At 71.1% G+C, this 22,717-nt stretch carries 19 protein-coding genes and 2 tRNA genes; 3 read left to right on the top strand and 18 right to left on the bottom strand.

All coding sequences use genetic code 11. The features are described 5' to 3' along the window. Position 1 precedes the first annotated feature (1 nt). Positions 2–3,085: an AfsR/SARP family transcriptional regulator gene (locus ACIF6F_RS10395; protein WP_399944002.1), complete on the top strand. Its 3,084-nt coding sequence runs from the start codon at positions 2–4 to the stop codon at positions 3,083–3,085. Positions 3,086–3,174: 89 nt separating this feature from the next. Here the strand turns inward: ACIF6F_RS10395 and ACIF6F_RS10400 are convergent, their stop codons facing one another. The 10 genes from ACIF6F_RS10400 to ACIF6F_RS10445 form a co-directional block, all read right to left on the bottom strand. Next, a complete protein-coding gene (locus tag ACIF6F_RS10400; protein WP_399944005.1) occupies positions 3,175–3,336 on the bottom strand; it encodes a hypothetical protein in 162 nt (53 codons plus the stop codon). 188 nt (positions 3,337–3,524) lie between these two features. Beyond that, positions 3,525–4,778: a hypothetical protein gene (locus tag ACIF6F_RS10405; RefSeq protein WP_399944007.1), complete on the bottom strand. Its 1,254-nt coding sequence runs from the start codon at positions 4,776–4,778 to the stop codon at positions 3,525–3,527. Next, positions 4,775–6,073, bottom strand: a complete 1,299-nt coding sequence (locus ACIF6F_RS10410) for an ATP-grasp domain-containing protein (RefSeq protein ID WP_399944010.1) — start codon at positions 6,071–6,073, stop codon at positions 4,775–4,777. The genes ACIF6F_RS10405 and ACIF6F_RS10410 overlap by 4 nt, the downstream gene beginning before the upstream one ends. Further along, entirely contained in the window at positions 6,073–7,308 is a 1,236-nt protein-coding gene (locus ACIF6F_RS10415) for an ATP-grasp domain-containing protein (protein WP_399944013.1), read from the bottom strand. The genes ACIF6F_RS10410 and ACIF6F_RS10415 overlap by 1 nt, the downstream gene beginning before the upstream one ends. Next, the gene (locus ACIF6F_RS10420) at positions 7,308–8,597 is read right to left on the bottom strand and encodes an MFS transporter (protein ID WP_399944016.1); all 1,290 of its coding nucleotides are present in this window, start codon (positions 8,595–8,597) and stop codon (positions 7,308–7,310) included. The genes ACIF6F_RS10415 and ACIF6F_RS10420 overlap by 1 nt, the downstream gene beginning before the upstream one ends. Beyond that, positions 8,594–8,809: a 4-oxalocrotonate tautomerase family protein gene (locus ACIF6F_RS10425; protein ID WP_399944019.1), complete on the bottom strand. Its 216-nt coding sequence runs from the start codon at positions 8,807–8,809 to the stop codon at positions 8,594–8,596. Before ACIF6F_RS10425 ends, ACIF6F_RS10420 begins: the two co-directional genes overlap by 4 nt. Before the next feature lie 55 nt (positions 8,810–8,864). Beyond that, the gene (locus ACIF6F_RS10430) at positions 8,865–9,875 is read right to left on the bottom strand and encodes a PLP-dependent cysteine synthase family protein (RefSeq protein ID WP_399944022.1); all 1,011 of its coding nucleotides are present in this window, start codon (positions 9,873–9,875) and stop codon (positions 8,865–8,867) included. A 100-nt stretch (positions 9,876–9,975) separates the two neighbouring features. After that, complete coding sequence (epsC, locus tag ACIF6F_RS10435) at positions 9,976–10,587, bottom strand: serine O-acetyltransferase EpsC (protein WP_399944024.1); 612 nt, start codon at positions 10,585–10,587, stop codon at positions 9,976–9,978. Next, positions 10,587–11,156 carry an NADPH-dependent FMN reductase gene (locus tag ACIF6F_RS10440; protein ID WP_399944027.1) on the bottom strand — a complete coding sequence of 190 codons (570 nt, stop codon included), beginning with the start codon at positions 11,154–11,156 and terminating at the stop codon, positions 10,587–10,589. The genes epsC and ACIF6F_RS10440 overlap by 1 nt, the downstream gene beginning before the upstream one ends. Positions 11,157–11,330: 174 nt before the next feature. After that, positions 11,331–11,403: transfer RNA gene (locus tag ACIF6F_RS10445), tRNA-Ala, on the bottom strand. A gap of 157 nt (positions 11,404–11,560) precedes the next feature. Here ACIF6F_RS10445 and ACIF6F_RS10450 point away from each other — a divergent pair. Together ACIF6F_RS10450 and ACIF6F_RS10455 are read left to right on the top strand one after the other, a co-directional pair. Next, positions 11,561–12,109 (top strand): helix-turn-helix domain-containing protein, encoded by a 549-nt coding sequence (locus ACIF6F_RS10450; RefSeq protein WP_399944030.1) that lies wholly within the window; start codon positions 11,561–11,563, stop codon positions 12,107–12,109. Positions 12,110–12,136: 27 nt separating this feature from the next. Further along, on the top strand, positions 12,137–13,444 hold the full coding sequence (locus tag ACIF6F_RS10455) for a protein kinase (RefSeq protein WP_399944033.1): 1,308 nt from the start codon (positions 12,137–12,139) through the stop codon (positions 13,442–13,444). Between the two features lie 35 nt (positions 13,445–13,479). Here ACIF6F_RS10455 and ACIF6F_RS10460 read toward each other — a convergent pair whose 3' ends face one another. The 8 genes from ACIF6F_RS10460 to recF all read right to left on the bottom strand — a co-directional run bounded on the left by ACIF6F_RS10460 (position 13,480) and on the right by recF (position 22,712). Next, positions 13,480–14,775: a hypothetical protein gene (locus ACIF6F_RS10460; protein ID WP_399944035.1), complete on the bottom strand. Its 1,296-nt coding sequence runs from the start codon at positions 14,773–14,775 to the stop codon at positions 13,480–13,482. Positions 14,776–14,901: 126 nt separating this feature from the next. Further along, a complete protein-coding gene (locus tag ACIF6F_RS10465; RefSeq protein ID WP_208809277.1) occupies positions 14,902–15,036 on the bottom strand; it encodes a DLW-39 family protein in 135 nt (44 codons plus the stop codon). A 148-nt stretch (positions 15,037–15,184) separates the two neighbouring features. Then, a tRNA-Ile gene (locus ACIF6F_RS10470) sits at positions 15,185–15,258 on the bottom strand. Between the two features lie 94 nt (positions 15,259–15,352). Beyond that, positions 15,353–15,865, bottom strand: a complete 513-nt coding sequence (locus ACIF6F_RS10475; RefSeq protein WP_399944038.1) for a DUF3566 domain-containing protein — start codon at positions 15,863–15,865, stop codon at positions 15,353–15,355. A 93-nt stretch (positions 15,866–15,958) separates the two neighbouring features. Beyond that, entirely contained in the window at positions 15,959–18,562 is a 2,604-nt protein-coding gene (gene gyrA / locus ACIF6F_RS10480; RefSeq protein WP_399944039.1) for a DNA gyrase subunit A, read from the bottom strand. 43 nt (positions 18,563–18,605) lie between these two features. Beyond that, complete coding sequence (gene gyrB / locus ACIF6F_RS10485) at positions 18,606–20,666, bottom strand: DNA topoisomerase (ATP-hydrolyzing) subunit B (RefSeq protein ID WP_399944042.1); 2,061 nt, start codon at positions 20,664–20,666, stop codon at positions 18,606–18,608. A 325-nt stretch (positions 20,667–20,991) separates the two neighbouring features. Beyond that, the gene (locus ACIF6F_RS10490) at positions 20,992–21,552 is read right to left on the bottom strand and encodes a DUF721 domain-containing protein (RefSeq protein WP_399944044.1); all 561 of its coding nucleotides are present in this window, start codon (positions 21,550–21,552) and stop codon (positions 20,992–20,994) included. Then, positions 21,549–22,712, bottom strand: coding sequence for a DNA replication/repair protein RecF (gene recF / locus ACIF6F_RS10495; RefSeq protein ID WP_399944046.1), 1,164 nt, complete (start codon positions 22,710–22,712; stop codon positions 21,549–21,551). The genes ACIF6F_RS10490 and recF overlap by 4 nt, the downstream gene beginning before the upstream one ends. Positions 22,713–22,717: the final 5 nt, after the last annotated feature.

Here is a 22,717-nt window from a genome sequence, read left to right on the forward strand (position 1 = left end):
CATGAGCGAGCGGGAAGAGGTCAAGGTACGGTTCAACGTCCTTGGCTCACTGGAGGGTTGGGCGGGCGGGAACCGGCTCAGACTGGGCGGTCCGATCCAGGAGCGGGTCCTGGTGACCTTGCTGCTGGAACCGGGCCGAGTGGTTCCGGTGGCCCGCCTCGTGGAGGCCGCATGGGAGGACGAACCCCCCGCAACCGCCTCACACCAGATCCGCAAGGCCGTGGCCGATCTGCGCCAGCGCATTCCGGGCGGAAGTGGCTTGATCGTGACGGACGGCCCGGGCTACCGCGCCCTGGTCGAGGACGACCAGCTGGACCTCACCCTCTTCACCCGCCACACCCGGCGGGCCCGCGAGGCACTGGCGGCCGGACGGCCCGCCGGGGCCGAGGAGGAGCTGCGGTCCGCCCTGTCCCTGTGGCGCGGCCCCGTACTGTCGGGCACCGGCGGACCCGTGATCGACGCGGCGTCCACCGCCCTGGACGAGCGCCGGCTGGCCGCGGCCGAGACCCTCTTCCAGCTCCGGCTGGAGCGCGGCGAGACCGCCGAGCTCGTCGGGGACCTGCGCGAACTCGTCGCCGCCCATCCGTTGCGGGAGACGCTGCGCGGCCATCTGATGCTGGCCCTGTACCGCTCGGGCCGCCAGGCCGAGGCCCTGGAGGAATTCGGGCGGGTACGCGAGCTGCTGGTCGGGGAGCTGGGCGTGGATCCCGGCCCGAAGCTCACCCAGTTGTACGAGGGCATCCTGCGCGACAGCCCGGAACTGGCCGCCCCCGAGCCGCCCGCCCCGGCCCCCGCCGAGGAGCCTGCTCCGGCCCCGGCCGAGGCGTCGACTCCGGGCGATGTTTCACGTGAAACATCGCCCGGACCGAGGGACGCCCAGCCCGCCGCGCCCTGCACCCTGCCGTACGACCTCACCGACTTCACCGGCCGGGAGCGGGAACTGGCCGCCCTGCTGAAGGCAGCCGGGGAGACCACCGAGGCGGGCACCCGGATCCTCGCCATCGACGGCATGGGCGGTACGGGCAAGACCTCGCTGGCGGTCCGCGCGGCGCACCTGCTGGCCGACCAGTACCCGGACGGCCAGCTCCACATCGACCTGCGTGGCTACACCCCGGGCGAGCAGCCGCTCCAGCCGGGAGCCGTGATCGCCAGCCTGCTGCGCACCCTCGGCGTCCCGGGCGACGAACTGCCCGACGACGCTTCGGGCCGGGCCGCCCTGTGGCGGACCACCCTGATGGGGCGCCGGCTGCTGCTCCTGTTCGACAACGCCTCGGACGCCGCCCAGGTCCGGCCGCTGCTGCCCGCCTCGCCCGGCTGCCTGGTCCTGATCACCAGCCGGGCCCGTCTGGTCGAGCTGGACGGCGCCGAGTGGATCTCGATCGGGGTGATGTCCCCGGAGGACAGCCTCGCGCTGATCACCGAGACCCTGGGCCAGGAGCGCACCGACCGCGAACCGCGGGCCGTGAGCGACCTGGCCTCCCTCTGCGGGCACCTGCCGCTCGCCCTGCGCATCGCGACCGCCCGGCTCCGCAACCGCTCCCGGTGGACCGTCGAGCACCTGGTGGGGCGGCTCTGCGACGAGACCCGGCTGCTGGACGAGCTGAGCTCGGGCGAACGCAGCGTGGCGGCGACGCTCAGGCTCTCGTACCAGGCGATGGACGAGGAACACCGGACGGCCTTCCGGCTGCTCAGCCTGCACCCGGGCGCGGAGATCGACGTCCACTCGGCGGGGGCCCTGCTGGACACCGACCCGCGCGACGCGGAGGACCTCATGGAGGACCTCCTGGACATGCACCTGGTCCAGCAGCACGAGTTGGGCTACTACGCCTTCCACGACCTGGTCCGCAGCTTCGCCCAAAGCCTGCGCAACCCGGACACGGCCGAGGACGACGCCGCCGCGCTGGAACGGCTGCTGGACTACTTCTACGCGGCGACCGACGCGGCCTGCGCCGTGCTGTTCCCGGGACGTACCCATTACGCCACCGGTCTGGACGGCTCCGGCGCCGTGCTGCCACCGCTGGGCGACACCGAGCGAGCGACCGCCTGGTTCGACCGTGAGGGCGACGCGGTACTGGCGGCGGTGTCCGTCGCCGAGGCCCGCGGGTTCCTCCGCCATGCGGTCTGGCTCGCCCGCAACGTGATGTTCCACCTCAACATGCGGTCCTACACGGACCGGTACCTCCAGGCCGGCCAGGTCGCAGCCGCCGCGGCCCGCCGCCTCCGGGACGCCCAGGCCCTCCGGCTGAGCCTCAACAACCAGGTGACCTCCCTGTGGAAGCTCGGCCGCTTCCGCGAGGGCATCGCCGTCTCGGAAGAGGCGCTGAAGCTGGCCCGGGAACAGGGCGAGCGCCTCGGCGAGGGCTCCAGTCACGAAGCGCTCGGGCTGCTGCTCAGCTGCCTGGGCGAGTTCGCCGCGGCGGTGCGCCACCAGGAGCAGGCCGTGGAGGTGTTCCGGGAGACAGGGGCCGTCCAGTTCGAGATCCATGTGCTGTGCTCGCTCAGCACCACCTACGCCTGCTTGGGGCGCCAGGAGGACGCGGTCGTCGCGGCCGCGCAGGCCGTACAGCTCTCCCGCGGACTGGGCAACACCGACAGCCTGATCGTGGCATTGAACGATCTGGCGAGTGCCCGTCTCGATCTGGGCCAGATCGAGGAGGCCGACCTATGCGTGCAGGAGGCGCTGGCACCTTTCGACGAGTCGCGCCAGCCGGACAACTTCGCCATGACCCTGGCTCTCATGGCCGTCATCCGGGAACGCCGCGGACAGAGGGAGGAGTCGAAGCGGTACGAGGAACAAGCGCTGGACCTGCTCCAGCGTCGGACCTCGTTGACTCGGCAGACGGTCATCGAGCGGCTGATCGGCAACCTGCGGCTGGAGCGCGGCGATCACGCTGCGGCCATGGAGGCCTACCGCAGTGCGGTGGAACGCGCTGCGGAGGTCGGGTACCGCATGGAGGAGGCCCGGGCGCTGGCCGGCATCGCGCGAACCACGGCCGACCCGGCGGAGGCGGACGAGAGCCGGGCGCGTGCCGTCGCGCTGTTCGACGCGATGGGTGTGCCCGACGCGGCCCGGCGGCCGTTGTGACCCCGCGCGAGGGTCACGCGTGACATGACGAAAGGCGGCCCGCCCCTGTCGGGGGCGGGCCGCCTTTCGTCTGTCGGGTCCGTTCGGCGTCAGGCGCCGGGGGCGACCGGGGCGGGGCTGCCGGGGCCGTGAGTGTCGGCCTGGACCGTCCGGTCGTTCACGGAGTCCGGACCGAGGTCCGCCGTGGCCCCCAGCACGACCGCGAGACCCAGCGCGACGATTCCGACGATTCCGGCAAGCTTGCTGCGCATTTCTGTATCCCCGCCCCTTGGTTTCCGTATGTCGTGCGTGGCGCTTTCGACATGACAGACATTCGCGGGTGCCGTTCCCCAACGGTTCCCGCCGTGGTACCGGGGTCGGACAGTACAGCGGGAACCGGCCAGGAACCAGGCCCTGTCCGGACGTTGGGCCGCCGACTTCGCCCAGAGTTCACATCGCGTCAATCAATCACGATCTCTGTCTCGAAACGCGCGCCGAGCGTCCTCAGCCGAATCTCGCATTCCGCCCTGGTGGAGGCGGAAAGCACCGCCGCTGCCAGGAAGTCCGAGGAAATCGCGGCCGGTCCGATCTCCTCGCCCGGCTCCGCGAACACCCCGTAGAACTCCACCCACGGATCCTCCGGGGTGACCGGAATGCTGCGCACGGTTCCGGGGCGCTTCATCATCAGCACCTGGCCCGCCATACGGACCGGTTCCAGCCGCTCGCCCTCGCCCAGGCACTCCAGCGCCGTCAGCCGCAGTCCGGTCGCGGCCCGGGAGGCCAGCTCGACCGGGTGGACGCCGAACACCGCGTTCAGCACGTCCCTGATCCGGGCGCCCGCCGGCCGGGCCGCCACCTCGCAGACCACCAGCCGGTCGTCCGGGGTGTGGAAGACCTCGGCGTGGAAGGCGTAGTCGGCCGGCCCGCCCAGAGCGGTCAACGCGCCCTCCGCCAAGGCCAGCAGACGGGGGGTCAGCGGGTCGTCAGGAGCCAGCGTCAGGTCGATCCGGGCGCCCCCGTCGGCCTGGAAGGACGACAGGTCGTACTGGTACTGCGAGGGCCAGGCCATGACGGTCCGGCCACCGGCCACGACCCCGTCCACATGGCACATCCGGCCGGGTACGTACGCCTCCAGCAGCAGGTCCTCACGCGGGCCGGAGCCGGGCGCGAAGTCCTCGGCCAGCCGCAGCTCCAGCTCCTCCTCGCTCCGCACGATCCGCAGCCCGATGGAGCCGAACCCGTCCCGTGCCTTGAACACGAGCGGCAGCCCGTGCACGGCCGCGAAGGCCCGCACCTCGGCGGCCGTGCCCGGCACGGTGTGCGGGGCGACCTCGATGCCGGCCTCCGCGAGGCGCCGCTTCATCAGCACCTTGTCGCGGAAGGGCAGCACCTCGGCGGGCAGCTGGCCCGGCAGGCCGAACTTCTCCCGCAGCCCGGCCGCCCGGATCAGGTCGGCCTCGTGGTGGGCGATCACGTGCGTGACGCCGTACTCGTGGGCCAGGTCGAGCGCCAGCCGGTCGACCAGCTCCTCGTCGTCGAACGTGTCGACGATCTCCAGGCGGCGGTAGCCGCCCGGGCCGTCCGGCACCCGCTCCCCGCCGCCCTCGATCTTGTCGCGGGCGGCGATCATCACGACGCCGCCGTCGAGTCCGTCGAGCCACCGGTCGTAAGGGAACGGGCCGAGCGGAAAACGGTGCAGTACGAGCGCGGTCATACCGCCGCCTCCAGACGTTCCTGGGCCACCGCCGCCGGGGCCACCTCGATGTCGATCTCTTCGGTCAGCCGCTCGCACAGGGCCACGGCCGTGTCGGTGTCGGCCGCCGTCACGGCGACCAGCCCGAGCCGGTCCCAGTTGTCCCGCAGCGGACGGACCGTGTCGCCGGGACGTACGGAGAGCTCCGCCACCAGCACGTCCGGCCGCGCGGCGATCTCCTCGGCCCCCGAGACGGCCGTGACCGTGCCGGGGTCCCGGAGCACGTAGCGCGTACAGGCGGCACCACGGGCCGCGGGGGCCTCCGGCAGCGCCTCGACCAGGCCCATCGGCCAGGCCACCCCGTACCCGAGGAGGTCGATCCCGTACGCGGCCTCGACCAGCTCGTTGATCCGGCCGCCGCCGACGCGGTTGTGGGACTCGATGACGACCGGGCCCCGCGAGGTGAGCCGCAGCTCGGTGTGGGTCGGGCCGTCGGTGACGCCCATCGTGTCGAGGAAGTCGGTGACCGCCGTCCTGATCCGGTCGTGGTCCTCGGGCGAGAGCCGGGCCGGCAGCGCGTGTCCCAGCTCCGCGAAGTGGGCGTCGCTGACGAGCTTCTCGGTCACGGCGACCACCACGTGGCGGCCGCCGAAGCTGAAGCCCTCCACGCTGAACTCGGGTCCGTCCAGGTAGGACTCCATCAGCAGCTCGTCGACCGTGAAGAGGGTGGAGCCCCGGTCGGTGCGCCGTCCCCGCAGCTCCTCGATGCGCTGCCAGACCATGTCCAGGTCGGCGGCACCGCGCACCCTGATCAGGCCGAAGCTCGCGGTGGCCGCGGTCGGCTTGACGATGAAGGGGAAGCCGGCCAGCTCGGCGAAGGCGTCCAGGGACGCCCGGTCGGTGACCCGCTCCACGTGCATGTCCAGCCGGCCGTGCGCCGCCAGGTGGCTGCGCATCAGGTACTTGTCCCGCATCCGCCGGCTGACCTCCGGGCGGGTGCCGGGGAAGCCGAAGTGCTCGTTCAGCCGCGCGGCCGTGTCGAGCCCGCCCTCGGTGAGCGAGACGACCGCGTCGAAGCCCCAGACCGCACGGGCGGTCTCGGCGACCGGGACGACGGCCTCCCAGTCGGTGTAGTCGACCACCGTCAGTTCGTCGGCCAGGCCGGTCTGGAAGGGGTTGACCTTGTCCGGGTGCTGGAGCATGACGACCCGTACGCCCAGGGCCTTGGCGAGCTCCAGGTGCTGGTCCGTGCCGCCGACCAGCAGCATGGTCCGGTCCGGGCGGCCCGCGGCGGTCGCCGCGTTCTGCGTGGTCATCAGAGGGTGTCCTTGGGTGTGGCGGTGATCGTGGCGCGGAGCCCGGCCTGCACGGAGGCGATCCGCTCCGCGGCCCCGGCGGGGCTCGCGGCGTCGACGACGGCGTAGCCGTGCCGGCTGCCGGAGTCGGTGGTGTGCGGCAGCACGTCGCCGGGGGCGAACGGGAAGACCACGGCGTGCACGTACGGCAGCTCGGCCAGCTCGGCCAGGCCGTCGACGGACTCCAGCCGGCCCGCGGGCAGCCGGAAGAAGCCGATCGCGGCGTACCGCTCCGGAGCGGGCGTCGTGACCGGCTCGCCGGCCAGGGCGCGGAAGATCCCGGCCTCCAGGTCGAAGCCGCCGGCGACCTCCACGAGGAGGGGGATCCGGTCGCCGCCGAGGCGGGCCTGGGACTCGACGATCCGCGGCCCGGACGGGGTGAGGATCACCTCGGTGTGCGCCGGGCCGAACCGGTAGCCGGCGAGGTCGAGCAGAGCAGTGGTGGTGGCCCGGATCGCCGCCGCGTCGGCGGGGTCCAGCGGGGCGGGGTGGATGTGCCCGGTCTCGACGAACCCGGGTGCGCCGCTGGTCTGCTTCGCGGTGATCCCGACGACCTGGTGCATGCCGTCGACGGTCAGCGTCTCCACGCTGAACTCGGGGCCCTCCAGGTAGTCCTCGACGATGAAGGGGCCCTCGATGCCCGCGGCCTTGATCCGCGCCGTCCACTCCGCCAGGTCGGCGGGCTCGCGCACCAGGGCGATGCCCCTGCTGCCGGCCGAGTTGCCGGGCTTGACGACCGCCGGCAGCCCGAACTCCGCGAGCAGCGGCTCCACATCGGCGAGCGTCGCCGCCTCCCGGGCCCGGACCACGGAGACGCCGTTGCGGTTCAGCAGGCGGCGCATCGCGTTCTTGTCGTTGAGCAGCCGGACGGCCTCGGCGGTGTTCGGCGACAGCCCCAGGGCCTCGGCCTCGGCCAGCACCGGTGCCATGCTGGCCTCGGAGCCGAGGTGGAGTACGTGGTCCACCCGGTGCTCGGTGGCCATGCGGGCCACCAGGGCGCGCAGGGCGGCCTCGTCGTCGAAGTCGACCAGGGCAAGGCCCTCGGAATGGGCCGCGACCTTGGCCAGGTAGTCGGGGGCCCGCAGCTTGGGGTCCCAGACCGACCAGACCCGGAACCCGGCCTCCACGGCCTTGCGGACGAGCTGCTCGTACGGCATGACCATCAGGAGCCGTCCGGCACCGCTGGGAAGGGTCATCAGGAGGCTCCATTCTGGGCCGGCACGGCAGCCGGAACGTTCTGCTCCACGGCGTCCTCGCGGGGTGCGCGCGGCTTCAGCAGGGAGCGGTAGCAGAGCATCGCGCCGAGGCCGAAGACGGCGAACAGCACGCTCATGCCGACCGGGGAGAGGAAGGCGCCGAGGGTCACGCAGAGCGAGCCGATGATCAGCCCGATCCGGTTGTTCAGCCCGTAGGCGGCCATGTACTTGGTGCGCGCGGCGGGATCGACGAGGTCGGCCAGCAGGGCCTGCTTGACCGGCACGTGCACGATCTCGCCCACGGTCATCGCCACGGCGGCGGCGATCAGGATCCAGCCGTCGTTGCTGACGGCGAGGACCATGTACCCGGCGGTGAAGACACCGAGGCCCGCGATCAGCCGGACGCCGTCCGGCAGCCGGCGGAACAGGCTGCCCGCGAAGAGCGCGAACCCGACGACCAGGGCGCTGTTGACGGCCCGCACGATGCCCAGCATCGCGACGCCGTCCACCGAGGGGAACCAGCGCTCCAGGCCGGCCAGCGCCTGCTCGGGGAACTCGTCCGCGAGGCGTACGGCGATGTAGTAGCCGATCTGCACCTCGATGGCCCGGGCCAGGGTGGCCGCGCCCAGCAGCCGGAGGAACGTCCGGTCCCGGGAGACGGCGAGGTAGCCGCGGAGCATGGCCGGGATGCCGACCGCCTGCTCCCTGGAGTTCTCGGGGGCGCTTTCGGCGATCCACCACCAGGTGGCCGCGGCGGTGGCCGCGGAGAGCACGGCGGCGGCGGTCAGCAGCAGGGTGAAGTGCTCGCCGTAGAAGAAGCCGCCGACCAGGGCGCCGGTGGTGAAGGCCAGGTTGATCGACCAGTAGTTGATCGTGTAGACGAGCTGCCGGTTCTCCGGGCTGGAGACGTCGATCATCATCGCGTCGGCGGCGGGGGTGGCCGCGTTGGACAGGCAGGTGTTCAGCAGGAAGAGGACGAAGGTCGCCGCTCCCGACTGCCACCAGGGCGAGTTGGCCAGGGCCAGCAGCCCGAACGTGAGGGCCGCCCCCACCTCGCCCCACACCATCAACGGCTTGCGGCCGTGGACGTCCGCGAGGTGGCCGCCGAGGAAGTTGCTGGCGATGCCCGCCGCCGCGACGACCAGGGTGAGGACACCGGCGGTGGCCGGGCCGTACACCTTGGAGAGGTGGATGACCATCAGCGGCATCAGCATGATGCCGAGGAACCGCTGGACGAACCCGATGCCGAGGCGCAGCCTGATGTTCGGGTGCAGCGCGCCGAAGGTCATTCCGCACCCCCGTCGCTGCCCGGTCCGACAAGGGTGTCGGCCAGGGCACCGCCCTTGCCCCAGTGGCTGGGCTCCACGTCGCGGACGATCACGGTCACGGCGTCGTGGGGGCAGTTGGCCACCTTGGCGACGGTCTCGGTCAGTTCGGCGACGAGCTCGGCACGCTGGGCGCGGTCGTTGCCCTTCCACCAGTCGACGGTGATCACCGGCATGTCGGGGTTCCTTTGCAGAAGAGGGGGGCTGGGGGTGGTGGACCGCCGGGGCGGGTCAGGAGCGGGTGGCGAGGGGGGAGGGCTGCTGCGCGGCAGCCGGCTCGGCCCGGCCGGTCTCGGACTCGTTCCAGAGGCTGAGGTAGCGCTCGCCCGTGTCCGGCAGCACGGCCACGATCGAGGCGCCGATGTAGTCGGGGTGCGCGGCCAGCTGGGCGCAGGCGTGGGCCACGGCGCCGGAGGAGACCCCGGCGAAGATGCCCTGGCGGCGGGCGAGGGTCCGGGCCGCGGTCATCGCGTCCTCGTCGGCCACGGTGACGACGTGGTCGATCAGGGAGACGTCCGTGGTGGGGGCCACGAAGCCGCCGTTGAGACCGGGGATCCGGTGCAGGCCGCCGACGCCCTGGGAGAGGACCGGGGAGTTCTCCGGCTCGACCGCGACCACGCGGATCGTCGGGTCCTGCTCCTTGAGGTACTTCGCGGCGCCGCTGAGCGTGCCGCCGGTGCCCACGCCGCAGACCAGGACGTCGATCCGGCCGGCGGTGTCCGTCCAGATCTCCGGGCCGGTGGTCTCGTAGTGCGCCTGCACGTTGTCGGGGTTCTCGTGCTGGCAGGGGAACCACGAGCCGGGGGTGGCCGCGTGCAGCTCCTCGGCCTTGGCGATGGCGCCCGGGTAGCCCTGCTCGCGCGGGGTCTGCACGATCTCGGCGCCCAGGGCCTTCAGCAGGGCCACCCGTTCGGCCGTGGCGCTGTCGGGCAGCACGATCACGCACCGGTAGCCGCGGGCGGCGGAGAAGGCCGCCAGCGAGATTCCGGTGTTGCCGGAGGTGGCCTCGATCACCGTGCCGCTGCCGGGGGTGAGTTCACCGCGCAGCTCCGCGGCCCGCAGCATGTACAGCGCGGCCCGGTCCTTGCTGCTGGACATCGGGTTGGCCGACTCCAGCTTGGCCAGCACCTCGGTGCCGGGCGCGGTGTCCTCGAAGCGCAGGCGGATCAGCGGGGTCGAGCCGACCAGGTCCTCGATGCTGTCGGCGATGCGGCGGTTGTCGGAGCTTGCGGAGCTGTTCACGTCTCGTTCCTCACCAAGTCGGGTCGTACGGCTGTGTGTGGGGTGGTCGTACGGTCAGCCGTACGCCGGTGGGGTCTTCGGGGGTGCGGGGGCGCCGGAACTACCAGGAGCCGGCCGAGGCGGTCACCGCGTACAGGTCCTCCATGGGCTGCGGCTCCTCGCCGACCGCCTTGATCACGGCGGTCGCGGCCAGCACCCTGGCGCCCGGGGGCACGTCCTTGTTCACCAGTGCCTGCGCCCCGATAACGGCGTGCTCGCCGATGGTGACCGGGCCCAGTACGGTCGCGTTGGTGCCGAGCACCACGTCGTGGCCCACCACGGGGTGCCGGCGGGCACCCTCGGGGCGCTTGTTGTCGCTCCACCAGCCCACCGCGCCGAGCGTCACCTGGTGGTAGATGGTCACGTCGTCGCCGACCACCGCGGTCTCGCCGATCACCACGGCCGCGCCGTGGTCGATGAGCACCCGGCGGCCGATCTCGGCGCCGGGGTGGATCTCCACGGCGGTACGGCGGCGGGCGGACCAGGCGATGGCACGGGCCGTCAGCCGGAGCCCCCGGCGGTGCAGCCGGTGGGCGACCCGGTGGGCCCAGAGCGCGGGCAGGGCCGCGTGCAGCAGGGCCTCCCTGCGGTTGCGCATCGAGGGATCGCGGGCGACGACCACGTCGAGGTCCTCCTTCATCAGGCGCAGCAGCCCGATCTCCCCGGAGGCCATCAGACGAGCACTTCCGCGCGGCCGGCCACTGCGGCCAGCACCGCGCCCGTCAGGCTCTCCAGCGCGGCGACGGTCTCGGGGTCCTCGTACCGGCCCTCGGCGTTCCGCAGGTTCGCGGCACCGCCGACGGCGACCGGCTCGTGGGCGACGACCTGCGCGCCGACCCGGGTGAGTACGCCGACCAGGCCGGGCTGGGCGTCGAGGCCACCGCGAGCGCCGGGCGAGGCACTGGTCACGGCGGTGACGCGGTCCTTCAGCGGCGAGGCGCCGCCCGGACGGGACAGCCAGTCCAGGGCGTTCTTCAGGACGCCGGGCATCTCACCGTTGTAGGAAGGGGTGCTGATGACGACCGCGTCGGCGCCGAAGACCAGCTCCTTCGCCGCGCGCACCGCATCCGAGCTGTCCGCGCGCTCGATCTCCACGTCGTAGAACGGGAGCTCCGCGATGGGGAGCAGCACCGCCTCATGGGAGCCGGGCAGCTCCGCGAGGATGCCCCGCACGGTCTCCAGGACCGCCGTGTTCACCGACTCCCGGCTCGTGCTGCCGGACACCAGAACGATCTTCGCCACGGGAACCCCTTCTCCTTGGCCGCCCGGTCGGCAGGCCTTCGACTGGTGAGGAGCCTCTCTCCCGCGGTTCCCGAACCCCTCCCGCTCCGTTCCCGCCCCCGGCGCCCGCCCGCTCCCGGGCATGAAAAAGACCCCTCCGATCCGCGTTTCCGCAGGTCGGAGGGGTCTGATACGTGGAGCCTAGGGGAGTCGAACCCCTGACATCTGCCATGCAAAGACAGCGCTCTACCAACTGAGCTAAGGCCCCGAAAGTGGATGCGACCGGGCTCCGCTGAGCCTCGGCCACTGCCGCAGACCAGAGTACCGGGTCATCCCCTGTATCCCGCAAAATGATAGGGACTCCCGGTCCGCGACCACTCTCCGTAAGATGCTCGCGAGGTTCGCACCAGCGAAGGGGAGTAGTAGTGGACGCAGTACAGCAAGAGGCCACGGCCAGAGCCAGAGAGCTTCAGCGCAGTTGGTACGGAGAGCCCCTCGGCGCGCTCTTCCGCCGACTCATAGATGACCTCGGCTTGAACCAGGCCCGCCTCGCTGCCGTGCTCGGCCTGTCGGCGCCCATGCTGTCCCAGCTGATGAGCGGCCAGCGCGCCAAGATCGGCAACCCGGCAGTGGTCCAGCGCGTCCAGGCCCTCCAGGAGCTGGCCGGACTGGTCGCCGACGGCAGTGTCAGCGCGGCCGAGGCCACCGACCGGATGGACGAGATCAAGAAGACCCAGGGCGGCTCCGTCCTGAGCAACACCTCGCAGACCACCACCAGTTCCGGCGCGCCCACCGTGCGCCGCGTGGTGCGCGAGATCCAGTCGCTGCTGCGCTCGGTGGCCGCGGCGGGAGACATCATCGATGCGGCGGACTCCCTCGCACCGACCCACCCGGAACTGGCAGAGTTCCTCCGGGTGTACGGCGCCGGGCGCACCGCGGACGCGGTGTCCCACTACGAGGCGCACCAGGGCTGACACCAGACGGGGAGCGGGCGCAGCGCGATGGGTGAGGTCTTCGCCGGTCGGTACGAACTGATCGATCCGATCGGACGCGGTGGGGTCGGGGCCGTGTGGCGGGCCTGGGACCACCGGCGGAAGCGGTACGTGGCCGCCAAGGTGCTCCAGCAGAGCGACGCCCACACCCTGCTGCGTTTCGTCCGCGAGCAGGCACTGCGGATCGATCACCCGCACGTGCTGGCCCCCGCCAGCTGGGCGGCCGACGACGACAAGGTGCTGTTCACCATGGACCTGGTGAGCGGCGGCTCGCTCGCCCACGTCATCGGCGACTACGGGCCCTTGCCGCCCCGCTTCGTCTGCACCCTGCTCGACCAGCTGCTGTCCGGATTGCAGGCGGTGCACGCGGAAGGCGTCGTGCACCGCGACATCAAGCCGGCCAACATCCTGCTGGAGGCCACCGGAACCGGCCGGCCGCACCTGCGGCTGTCGGACTTCGGCATCTCCATGCGCAAGGGCGAGCCCCGCCTGACGGAGACCAACTACGTCGTGGGGACGCCGGGTTACTTCGCACCCGAGCAACTGGTGGGAGCGGAGCCCGACTTCCCCGCCGACCTGTTCGCCGTCGGGCTGGTCGCCCTCTACCTGCTGCAGGGCCAGAAGCCCGACGCGCAGGCGCTCGTGGAGCACTTCATGGCCCACGGAACTCCGGGTGCCCCACAGGGCATCCCGGAGCCGCTGTGGCAGGTCATCGCCACTCTGCTCCAGCCCGACCCGGCGGTCCGCTTCCGTACGGCCACAGGGGCCCGCAAGGCCCTCACGGCGGCCGTGGAGCTGCTTCCCGAGCCCGGTCCCGACGAGGAGCCGGTCGAGGTCTTCGACCAGCTGGGCCCCCTCCCCGCGGGCTTCGGCCCCGAGGGTCCCGCACCCGTCGCGAGTACCGTGCCCGCGCCGGCCGATGTTTCACGTGAAACATCGGCCGCACCGGCGGCGGTCACCCCTTCCGCCACGGTGTACTCCCCCGGCGAACCCACCCAGACCTCGGCGACCAGGGCCCGGAGCCCGTACGAGGCGCCGCCGGCGAACCCGTACGCGCCCCAGTCGGCCATGTCGGAGACCGGCAGCTTCCATCTGGCTCCCCCGCCTCCGCGCGACGCCGCGGCGAGCCCCTTCCCCCAGCAGGACGGCACGCGGCCCTACACGGCCCCGCACCCCCTGGCGGGCCCACCGGACACCCCCGCGCCCGCCCCGGCCCCGGCACGCCGCCCGGGCCCCCCGAAGAAGGTCGCCGTCCCGGTCCTGCTGCTCGCCCTGCTCTGCTTCGCCGTGGGCTTCTGGGCCCTCACCCAGACCTGAGCCACCCGGCGCCGTACCGGGCGGCCACCGGTCTCCTACGCACCGGCCCTGCGCCGCGCCAGCAGCGTCCAGCCGCCCAGCCACAGCAGCAGCACGGTCCCGGCTCCGATGCCGCCGGCCGCGACGATCCGCATCGTGGCGCGGGAGTCGGCCGCCTCGGAGGCCTCGATCGCGGTCTGCCCCGCGTCGGCGGCCGCCCGGTCCTCGTCGGTCAGCCCGAAGCCGGCCTTCCTGGCCTGCTCCGGCTCGGCGTAGGCCGGGCCCTGGGCGGCCTGGCCGGTCAGCTTCACCCGGAGCGTGAGCGGGACGGAGCCCGTGGTGAACTCCCCGACCTTCTGGTTCAGGGTGACGGCCAGATAGTGCCACCCGGCGCTGCGCAGCTGCCGTATGTCGCTGTTGTCCGAGAAGCGGTTCTCGTACGCGACCGGCGCCAGCGGGCCGAGCGGCAGCCTCAACTGCTTGCCGCTGTAAGTGTCGTTCGTGGAGTGCACGAGGTTTCGCACGGACGTGTAGACCTCGGAGATGAGGCCGTAGGAGGCGTAGCCGGAGTCCTTGGTCATCTGGGCCTCGGACAGCTCCACGTCCACGCTCAGCTGCTGCCCCCAGTCCACCGGCACCCGGTAGAAGAGGCTCTGCCCGGGGCGGATGTCCGCGGTGTAGACGCCCTGTCCCACCGCGCGCGCGTCGTTGAACCCGGTGCCGCCCGCCCGCCTCACCGGCGCGCCGCCGGGAGCCGAGACCGGCGCGGACGGGTAGGCGCTCGGGCCGGCGGTGGGCGCGTTGCCGCCCGCCAGACCCGGCTCCCGTACGACCTGGAGCTCCATGGGCCAATCGGCCTGGTCGGACTCCTTGTCGGTCTCCCGGGTGACCTTGACGTAGTAGGTGCCGGCCGCCTGGCAGTCGCCGTCCTCCTCCAGCCGGCGCACCGCGAGGTCCGCGAGCGGCCGAGCCTGGTCGCCGCCGAAGGTGACGCCGCCGGAGCTGGTGCACTCCTTGCCGCCGGTGTCCATCAGCACCACGTCGACGCCGTCGCCGTACTTGACCTTCGCGTCCGCCTTCGGCCGTACCGTCGCCGAGACGTAGACGCTGGACTTCCCGTCGAGCTCCACCCGGTAGAACCGCTCGGCGCCCACCGGCAGCGTGTCCTCGTACGTCCGTCCGGCCCGCAGCTCGGGGCCGTTCGCCGTGCTGGCGCCGCCCTCGACCGCTTCGGCCCCCGGGTGCGGCACGTACGACGGGACGGGGTCCGGAGCCGCGTACGCCGTCCCGGGGACGACCGCCAGGGCACCCGCCACCAGCGAACCGACCAGACGCCTCGACCCGTGCTTCATCACGCCCCACCCCGAGTTTGCTAGCGCAAGCAGAAAGTTAGCAAAAACGAACGAACTACCGCAGAACAGCACAAAGCCCCGGCCGCAGCGGCAGCCGGGGCTTCATGACTCAGCCTTCAGTCGGTCTCACACACCGGAGCCGGACGGCACGGAGTCGGTCGCCTCCGTCCACAGGTCCTGCTCGGCGCGGTCCGCCTGGATCTGGCGGTACACGAGGAGCCCGCCGATGGCGGCCAGTGCGACCAGGAGCAGCTTCTTCACCGCGCGACCTCGTCTTTCGTTGACGTAGGGGACTTCTGGCGCCCGACTATACACACCGACCGATACCGATCGGTGACCTAGGGAACGAGCGGGGCCCCACAACGGCAACGGCCCGACGGAGAGTCTCCGTCGGGCCGTTGCCGATCTGTGGGGCTAACAGGATTTGAACCTGTGGCCTCATCCTTATCAGGGATGCGCTCTAACCAACTGAGCTATAGCCCCTCCGCGCTGCGCGCTGACCTCTGAAGATTAGCGCACAGACCCGGTAGTTCCCAAATCGCTGGTCACGGCCCTGCGAGGGCCCCAGCAGAGCGCTCTACTCGTCCTCGGCGAGGGTCAGCTCGACGCCGCCCACGAAGCCCGCCGACAGGTTGTAGATGAAGGCGCCCAGCGTGGCCAGCGCGGTGGCCAGCACCACGTCGATGACCGCGATCACCGAGGTGAAGATCAGCACCCTCGGCAGGGACAGGAAGGACTGGAGGTCGAAGCCGTTGCTCTCGTTGGAACCGGTGGCCTCGCTGATCGTCCCGCCCACGGTCGAGAAGACGCCCATGGCGTCCATGACCATCCACAGCACCGCCGCCGCGATGATCGTGCAGATGCCCAGCGCGATCGACAGCAGGAAGCTGACCTTCATGACCGACCAGGGGTCGGCCTTCGCCACGCGCAGCCGCGCCTTGCGCGTACGGGGCGTCGTACGGGCCCCCGTGCGCGCCACGCGCTGCTGCTGCTCGCCGCGCTGCGTGCCGGGCCCCGCGGGGGCCGCGTACGCCTGCGGCGGGTGGTAGGGACCGGCAGCCTGGGGCTGCGGCCCGCGGGTGTCCGTCACGGTTCCCCCCTTGGAGTCCGCGGCGGGGCCACCGGCACCGTTCGCTCCAGTCGTGGCCGATCCGGCGCCGGTGGCTCCGCTCACGTTCTACTCCTACTGCTCCGCGGCCGAGGGCTCGGTGCCCTCGGCGGCCTCGGTGACCTGTGCTTCCTCGGCCTGCCCCTCGACTGCGTCGGTCTCGTCGACCTCGTCAGCCTCCTGGCCGGCTTCGGCGTTCCGCGCGATGCCGACGACGGCGTCGCGCTTGCCCAGGTTGATCAGCTGGACGCCCATGGTGTCACGGCCGGTCTCCCTGACTTCGTTGACTCGCGTACGGATCACACCTCCGCCGAGCGTGATGGCGAGGATCTCGTCCGTCTCCTCGACCACCAGGGCCCCGACGAGGGAACCGCGGTCCTCCACGATCTTGGCGGCCTTGATTCCGAGGCCACCTCGTCCCTGGACGCGGTACTCGTCGACGGGGGTCCGCTTGGCATAGCCGCCGTCCGTCGCGGTGAAGACGAACGTACCGGGCCGGACGACATTCATCGAGAGCAGCTCGTCACCCTCGCGGAAGCTCATGCCCTTCACACCGGAGGTGGCACGGCCCATCGGGCGCAGCGCGTCGTCCGTCGCGGTGAAGCGGATGGACTGCGCCTTCTTGCTGATCAGCAGCAGGTCATCCTCGGAGGACACCAGCTCGGCGCCGATCAGCTCGTCGTCGTTGCCGTCCTCCTGCTCGCGCAGGTTGATGGCGATGACGCCGCCCGAGCGCGGGGAGTCGTAGTCCTTCAGCGCCGTCTTCTTCACCAGACCCGCCTTGGTGGCGAGGATCAGGTACGGGGCGGCCTCGTAGTCGCGGATCGCGAGGATCTGCGCGATCTGCTCGTCCGGCTGGAAGGCCAGCAGGTTCGCCACGTGCTGGCCGCGCGCGTCCCGGCCGGCGTCCGGCAGCTCGTACGCCTTGGCGCGGTAGACCCGGCCCTTGTTGGTGAAGAACAGCAGCCAGTGGTGCGTGGTGGAGACGAAGAAGTGGTCGACGATGTCGTCTTCCTTCAGCTTCGTGCCCCGGACGCCCTTGCCGCCGCGCTTCTGCGAGCGGTAGTCGTCGGTCTTGGTCCGCTTGACGTAGCCGCCGCGGGTGATCGTGACGACGATGTCCTCTTCGGCGATGAGGTCCTCGATGGACATGTCGCCGTCGAACGGCACCAGCTTGGAGCGCCGGTCGTCGCCGAACTTCTCGACGATCGCCGCCAGTTCCTCGCTGACGATGGCGCGCTGCTTCTCCGGGGAGGCCAGGATCGCGTTGTACTCGTTGATCTTGGCCTGGAGCTCGTCGTGCTCGGCGACGATCTTCTGGCGCTCCAGGGCGGCCAGCCGGCGCAGCTGCATCTCCAGGATGGCGTTCGCCTGGATCTCGTCGATCTCCAGGAGGTCCATCAGGCCGGTACGGGCGACCTCGACCGTGTCGCTGCGCCGGATGAGGGCGATGACCTCGTCGATCGCGTCCAGCGCCTTGAGCAGGCCGCGCAGGATGTGGGCGCGCTCCTCCGCCTTGCGCAGGCGGAACTTCGTCCGCCGGACGATGACCTCGATCTGGTGGTGCACCCAGTGGCGGATGAACGCGTCGAGCGACAGCGTGCGCGGCACGCCGTCCACCAGCGCCAGCATGTTGGCGCCGAAGTTCGTCTGGAGGTCGGTGTGCTTGTACAGGTTGTTCAGCACGACCTTGGCGACCGCGTCCCGCTTGAGGACGATCACCAGGCGCTGGCCCGTGCGCGAGGAGGTCTCGTCACGGACGTCGGCGATGCCGCCGATCTTGCCGTCCTTGACGAGGTCCGCGATCTTCTGCGCCAGGTTGTCGGGGTTGGTCTGGTACGGAAGCTCCGTGACCACCAGGCACTGGCGGTTCTGGATCTCCTCGACCGCGACCACCGCGCGCATCGTGATGGAGCCGCGGCCGGTGCGGTACGCCTCCTCGATGCCCTTGCGGCCCACGACCAGCGCGCCGGTCGGGAAGTCGGGCCCCTTGATGCGCTCGACGAGCGCGTCCAGCAGCTCCTCGTGCGAGGCCTCGGGGTTGGCCAGGTACCACAGCGCGCCGTCCGCGACCTCGCGGAGGTTGTGCGGCGGGATGTTGGTGGCCATGCCGACGGCGATGCCGGCGGAGCCGTTGACCAGGAGGTTCGGGAAGCGCGCCGGCAGGACCGTCGGCTCCTGGTTGCGGCCGTCGTAGTTGTCCGTGAAGTCGACGGTCTCCTCGTCGATGTCGCGGACCATCTCCATCGACAGCGGCGCCATCTTGCACTCGGTGTAGCGCATGGCGGCCGCCGGGTCGTTGCCCGGGGAGCCGAAGTTGCCGTTGGAGTCGACCAGCGGCATGCGCATGGACCACGGCTGGGCCAGGCGCACCAGGGCGTCGTAGATGGAGGAGTCGCCGTGCGGGTGGTACGTGCCCATGACGTCGCCGACGACGCGGGCGCACTTGTAGAAGCCCTTCTCGGGCCGGTAGCCGCCGTCGTACATCGCGTACAGCACGCGCCGGTGGACGGGCTTGAGGCCGTCACGTACGTCCGGCAGCGCGCGGGACACGATGACGGACATCGCGTAGTCGAGATAGGAGCGCTGCATCTCCGTCTCGAGCCCGACGGGCTCGATCCGCAGCTGCGGCTCCTCTTCGGGGGTCTCGGTGGTGGTGGGAGTGTTCTCGTCGGCCATTGCTGGTCTTCAAGTCCTTTCAGGCGGTCAGCGACGGACCGACTCAGATGTCGAGGAAGCGGACGTCCTTGGCGTTGCGCTGGATGAAGGAGCGCCGTGCCTCGACGTCCTCGCCCATCAGCACCGAGAACAGGTCGTCGGCCTGGGCCGCGTCGTCCAGCGTGACCTGGCCGAGCACGCGGTGGTCCACGTCCATCGTGGTCACCCGCAGCTCCTCGGCGTTCATCTCGCCCAGACCCTTGAACCGCTGGATCGAGTCTTCCTTGATCCGCTTGCCGTTCTGCTTGCCGAGCTCGACCAGCGCGTCGCGCTCACGGTCCGAGTACGCGTACTCGAAGTCGTCACGACCCCACTTGATCTTGTACAGCGGCGGGCGGGACAGGTACACGTGCCCCGCCTCCACCAGCGGCCGCATGAAGCGGAACAGGAACGTCAGCAGCAGGGTGTTGATGTGCTGACCGTCGACGTCGGCGTCCGCCATCAGGATGATCTTGTGATAGCGGAGCTTCTCGATGTCGAAGTCCTCGTGCACACCCGTACCGAACGCACTGATCAGCGCCTGGATCTCGGTGTTCTGCAGGATCTTGTCGATCCGCGCCTTCTCCACGTTCAGGATCTTGCCGCGGATCGGCAGGATGGCCTGGTACATCGGATTCCGGCCCGACTTCGCCGAACCGCCGGCGGAGTCACCCTCGACGATGAAGATCTCGCACTTCGTCGGGTCGTTGGACTGGCAGTCCGACAGCTTGCCCGGCAGCGAGGCGCTCTCCAGCAGACCCTTGCGACGCGTCAGGTCACGCGCCTTGCGCGCCGCGACACGCGCCGTGGCCGCCTGCACGGACTTGCGGACGATGTCCGCCGCCTCGTTGGGATTGCGGTCCAGCCAGTCCGCCAGGTGCTCGTAGACCGCCTTCTGCACGAAGGTCTTGGCCTCCGTGTTGCCCAGCTTCGTCTTCGTCTGACCCTCGAACTGCGGCTCGCTCAGCTTCACCGAGATGATCGCCGTCAGGCCCTCGCGGATGTCCTCACCCGTGAGGTTGTCGTCCTTCTCCCGCAGCAGCTTCTTGTCACGCGCGTACTTGTTGATCAGCGACGTCAACGCGGCACGGAAACCCTCCTCGTGGGTACCGCCCTCATGCGTGTGGATGATGTTGGCGAACGAGTACACGCCCTCGGTGTAGCCGTTGTTCCACTGCATCGCGATCTCGACCGAGAGCATGCGCTCCCGGTCCTCGGCCGCCACGTCGATGACGGTCGGGTGGATCAGCTCGCCCTTGCGCGAGTTGAGGTACTTCACGAAGTCGACGATGCCGCCCTCGTAGCAGTACGAGACCGTGCGCGCGACGTTGTCGTCGGCCTCCTCGGCCGAATCGGCGCCGACGGTGGCCTTCGCGGACTCGCGCTCGTCCGTCAGCTTCAGGGTGAGGCCCTTGTTGAGGAAGGCCATCTCCTGGAAGCGGCGCGAGAGCGTCTCGAAGGAGTACTCGGTGGTCTCGAAGATGTCCGGATCGGCCCAGAACGTCACCGAGGTCCCCGAGTCCGAGACCTCCTCGTGCTTGGCCAGCGGAGCGGTCGGAGCGCCGAGCTTGTAGTCCTGGGTCCAGCGGTGGCCGTCGCGCTTGATCTCGATGGAGACGCGGCTCGACAGGGCGTTCACGACGGAGACGCCGACGCCGTGCAGACCGCCGGAGACGGCGTAGCCGCCGCCGCCGAACTTTCCGCCGGCGTGCAGGACGGTCAGGACGACCTCGACGGCCGGCTTCTTCTCCACGGGGTGCATGTCGACCGGGATGCCGCGGCCGTTGTCGATCACGCGCACGCCGCCGTCGGCGAGGATGGTGACGTCGATGGTGTCCGCGTGGCCCGCCAGGGCCTCGTCGACGGAGTTGTCGACGACCTCGTAGACGAGGTGGTGCAGTCCTCGTTCACCGGTCGAGCCGATGTACATGCCGGGTCGCTTGCGGACGGCGTCCAGGCCCTCGAGGACTGTGATCGCGCTGGCGTCGTACGAGGCGGTGACCTCGCCGTTCTCGCCGGCTGTGGACGGAGTGTTCTCGTTGGGGTTGCCGGAATCGGCCACGAAGCGCCCTTTCTGGCACAGCACAGGCCTGACTCCGAGCAAGCACCGGTGCAAGCAGGAGCGGCTGCGTCGATCTGCGTTGTCAGCGTTTTCAGCGGGATCCCGCGAGCAGGGCGGGATTATCTACCAGTCTACCGGTAGCGCTGACATGAATGGGGGTTTGCCGGTACCTGAGTCCGCATGTGCCGCCCTGAACCTCCGTCGCCCGACTCCCCATATCCGGGAAGGGGCTCAAAGAGGCTCACACGGGCCTCCAGCGCTTCGGGCTGTCAACCTCCGGCTACCGTGAGGGACACCTCACTCCACAGAGGTCCCATGGGCGTCCCGCAGGGGTTCCGCGGGGCGGGGTTCAGCCCCGGTTTCCGTCGTTCCGGGTGGTCCCGGGGGCCCTCAGCCGGCCCGAGTACGAGGGCCTGCCGGTGTTCGGCGACAGCACCTTGATGAGCCGGACCGTGCCCTGCCCGAGGTCCTCGTTCAGGCGCGCGACGAGCTGCGCGCTCAGCATCCTCAGCTGGGCCGCCCAGGCGTCCGAGTCGCACTGCACGTGCAGCTCGCGCTTGTCCGGGTCGTCCTCGTACTTCAGCGGTACGCAGTGCCTGGCCAGCTCCGGGCCCACCAGCTCCGGCCAGCGGCGCATCACGCCGGCCACCGCGAGGGGGTTCTCCCAGCCGTGCTCGGTCTGGAGCCGGGACAGCGCGGTGCCCAGCCGCATCGGGTCGCGGCCGTCCGCCCGGGCGCCCGACCGCAGCCCGCCCCGCTGCTTCTTCCTGTCCTTGCCCACGGCCTGGCCGCGCGCCCGCGCCGCCTCCTTCGCGGCCGCCAGCGCCTGGCGCGCCAGGTCCACCCCGGAGGGCTCCGGGACCTTGCGGGGCTCCTCGCCGCCGCCCGCCTTGCCGTCCCCGTCCGTCACAGCCGCGTCACCTCGCCGTTCGAGACCGCGTACCGGGCGCCCACCAGGACGTCCGGCACGTCGTCGTCCACCGCCGCCGTCACCAGGACCTGCTCGCCCGGGGCCACCAGCTCCGCCAGCCGCTCGCGGCGCCGGGCGTCGAGTTCGGCGAAGACGTCGTCCAGCACCAGCACCGGCTCGTTCCCCTCGGAACGCAGCAGGTCGTACGAGGCGAGCCGGAGCGCCAGCGCGTACGACCAGGACTCGCCGTGGCTCGCGTACCCCTTGGCCGGCAGGTCGCCCAGGCGCAGCAGCAGCTCGTCACGGTGCGGGCCGACCAGGGTCACGCCCCGCTCGATCTCCTGCTTGCGGGCTTCTGCGAGGGCGGCGACCAGCGCCTCGTACAGCTCCTCGCGCGTGCCGTGGACGGCCGCGTCGACCGCCTCGCCCACCGAGCTGCGGTATGTGAGCCCGAGCGGGCCGCCGCCGGGGGCGAGCTGCTCGTACGCCTTGTCGGCGAGGGGCTGGAGGGTGGCGATGAGGTCGAGCCGCTGGGCCAGGAGCTCGGCTCCGGCCCGGGCCAGGTGCTGGTCCCACACGTCGAGCGTGGACAGGTCCGCCCCCGAACTCCGTCCGGGAGGTGCCCCCTGGCGGCCCCCGTGCCGGCGGGCCATGGCCGCCGACTTCAGGAGGGTGTTGCGCTGCTTGAGGACCCGCTCGTAGTCGGAGCGGACGGCGGCCATCCGCGGGGAGCGCGCGGTGATCAGCTCGTCGAGGAAGCGGCGGCGCTCGCCGGGATCGCCCTTCACCAGGGCCAGGTCCTCGGGTGCGAAGAGCACCGTGCGCACGATCCCGAGCACGTCCCGCGGCCTGACCTGCGAGGACCTGTTGACGCGCGCGCGGTTGGCGCGGCCCGGGTTCAGCTCCAGCTCGACCAGCTGCTGTCGCTCCCCCTGGGTGACGGCGGCACGGATGACGGCGCGGTCGGCGCCCATCCGTACCAGCGGGGCGTCGGAGGAGACGCGGTGGCTGCCGAGCGTGGCGAGGTAGCCCACCGCCTCGACCAGGTTGGTCTTGCCCTGGCCGTTCGGGCCCACGAAAGCGGTGACGCCCGGGTCAAGGGGGACCTCGGCCCGGGCGTACGAGCGGAAGTCGGCCAATGACAGGTGCGAGACATGCATGGTGC

It is taken from the genome of Streptomyces sp. NPDC086023, from assembly GCF_044540325.1.
In the GTDB taxonomy this organism is placed as follows: domain Bacteria; phylum Actinomycetota; class Actinomycetes; order Streptomycetales; family Streptomycetaceae; genus Streptomyces.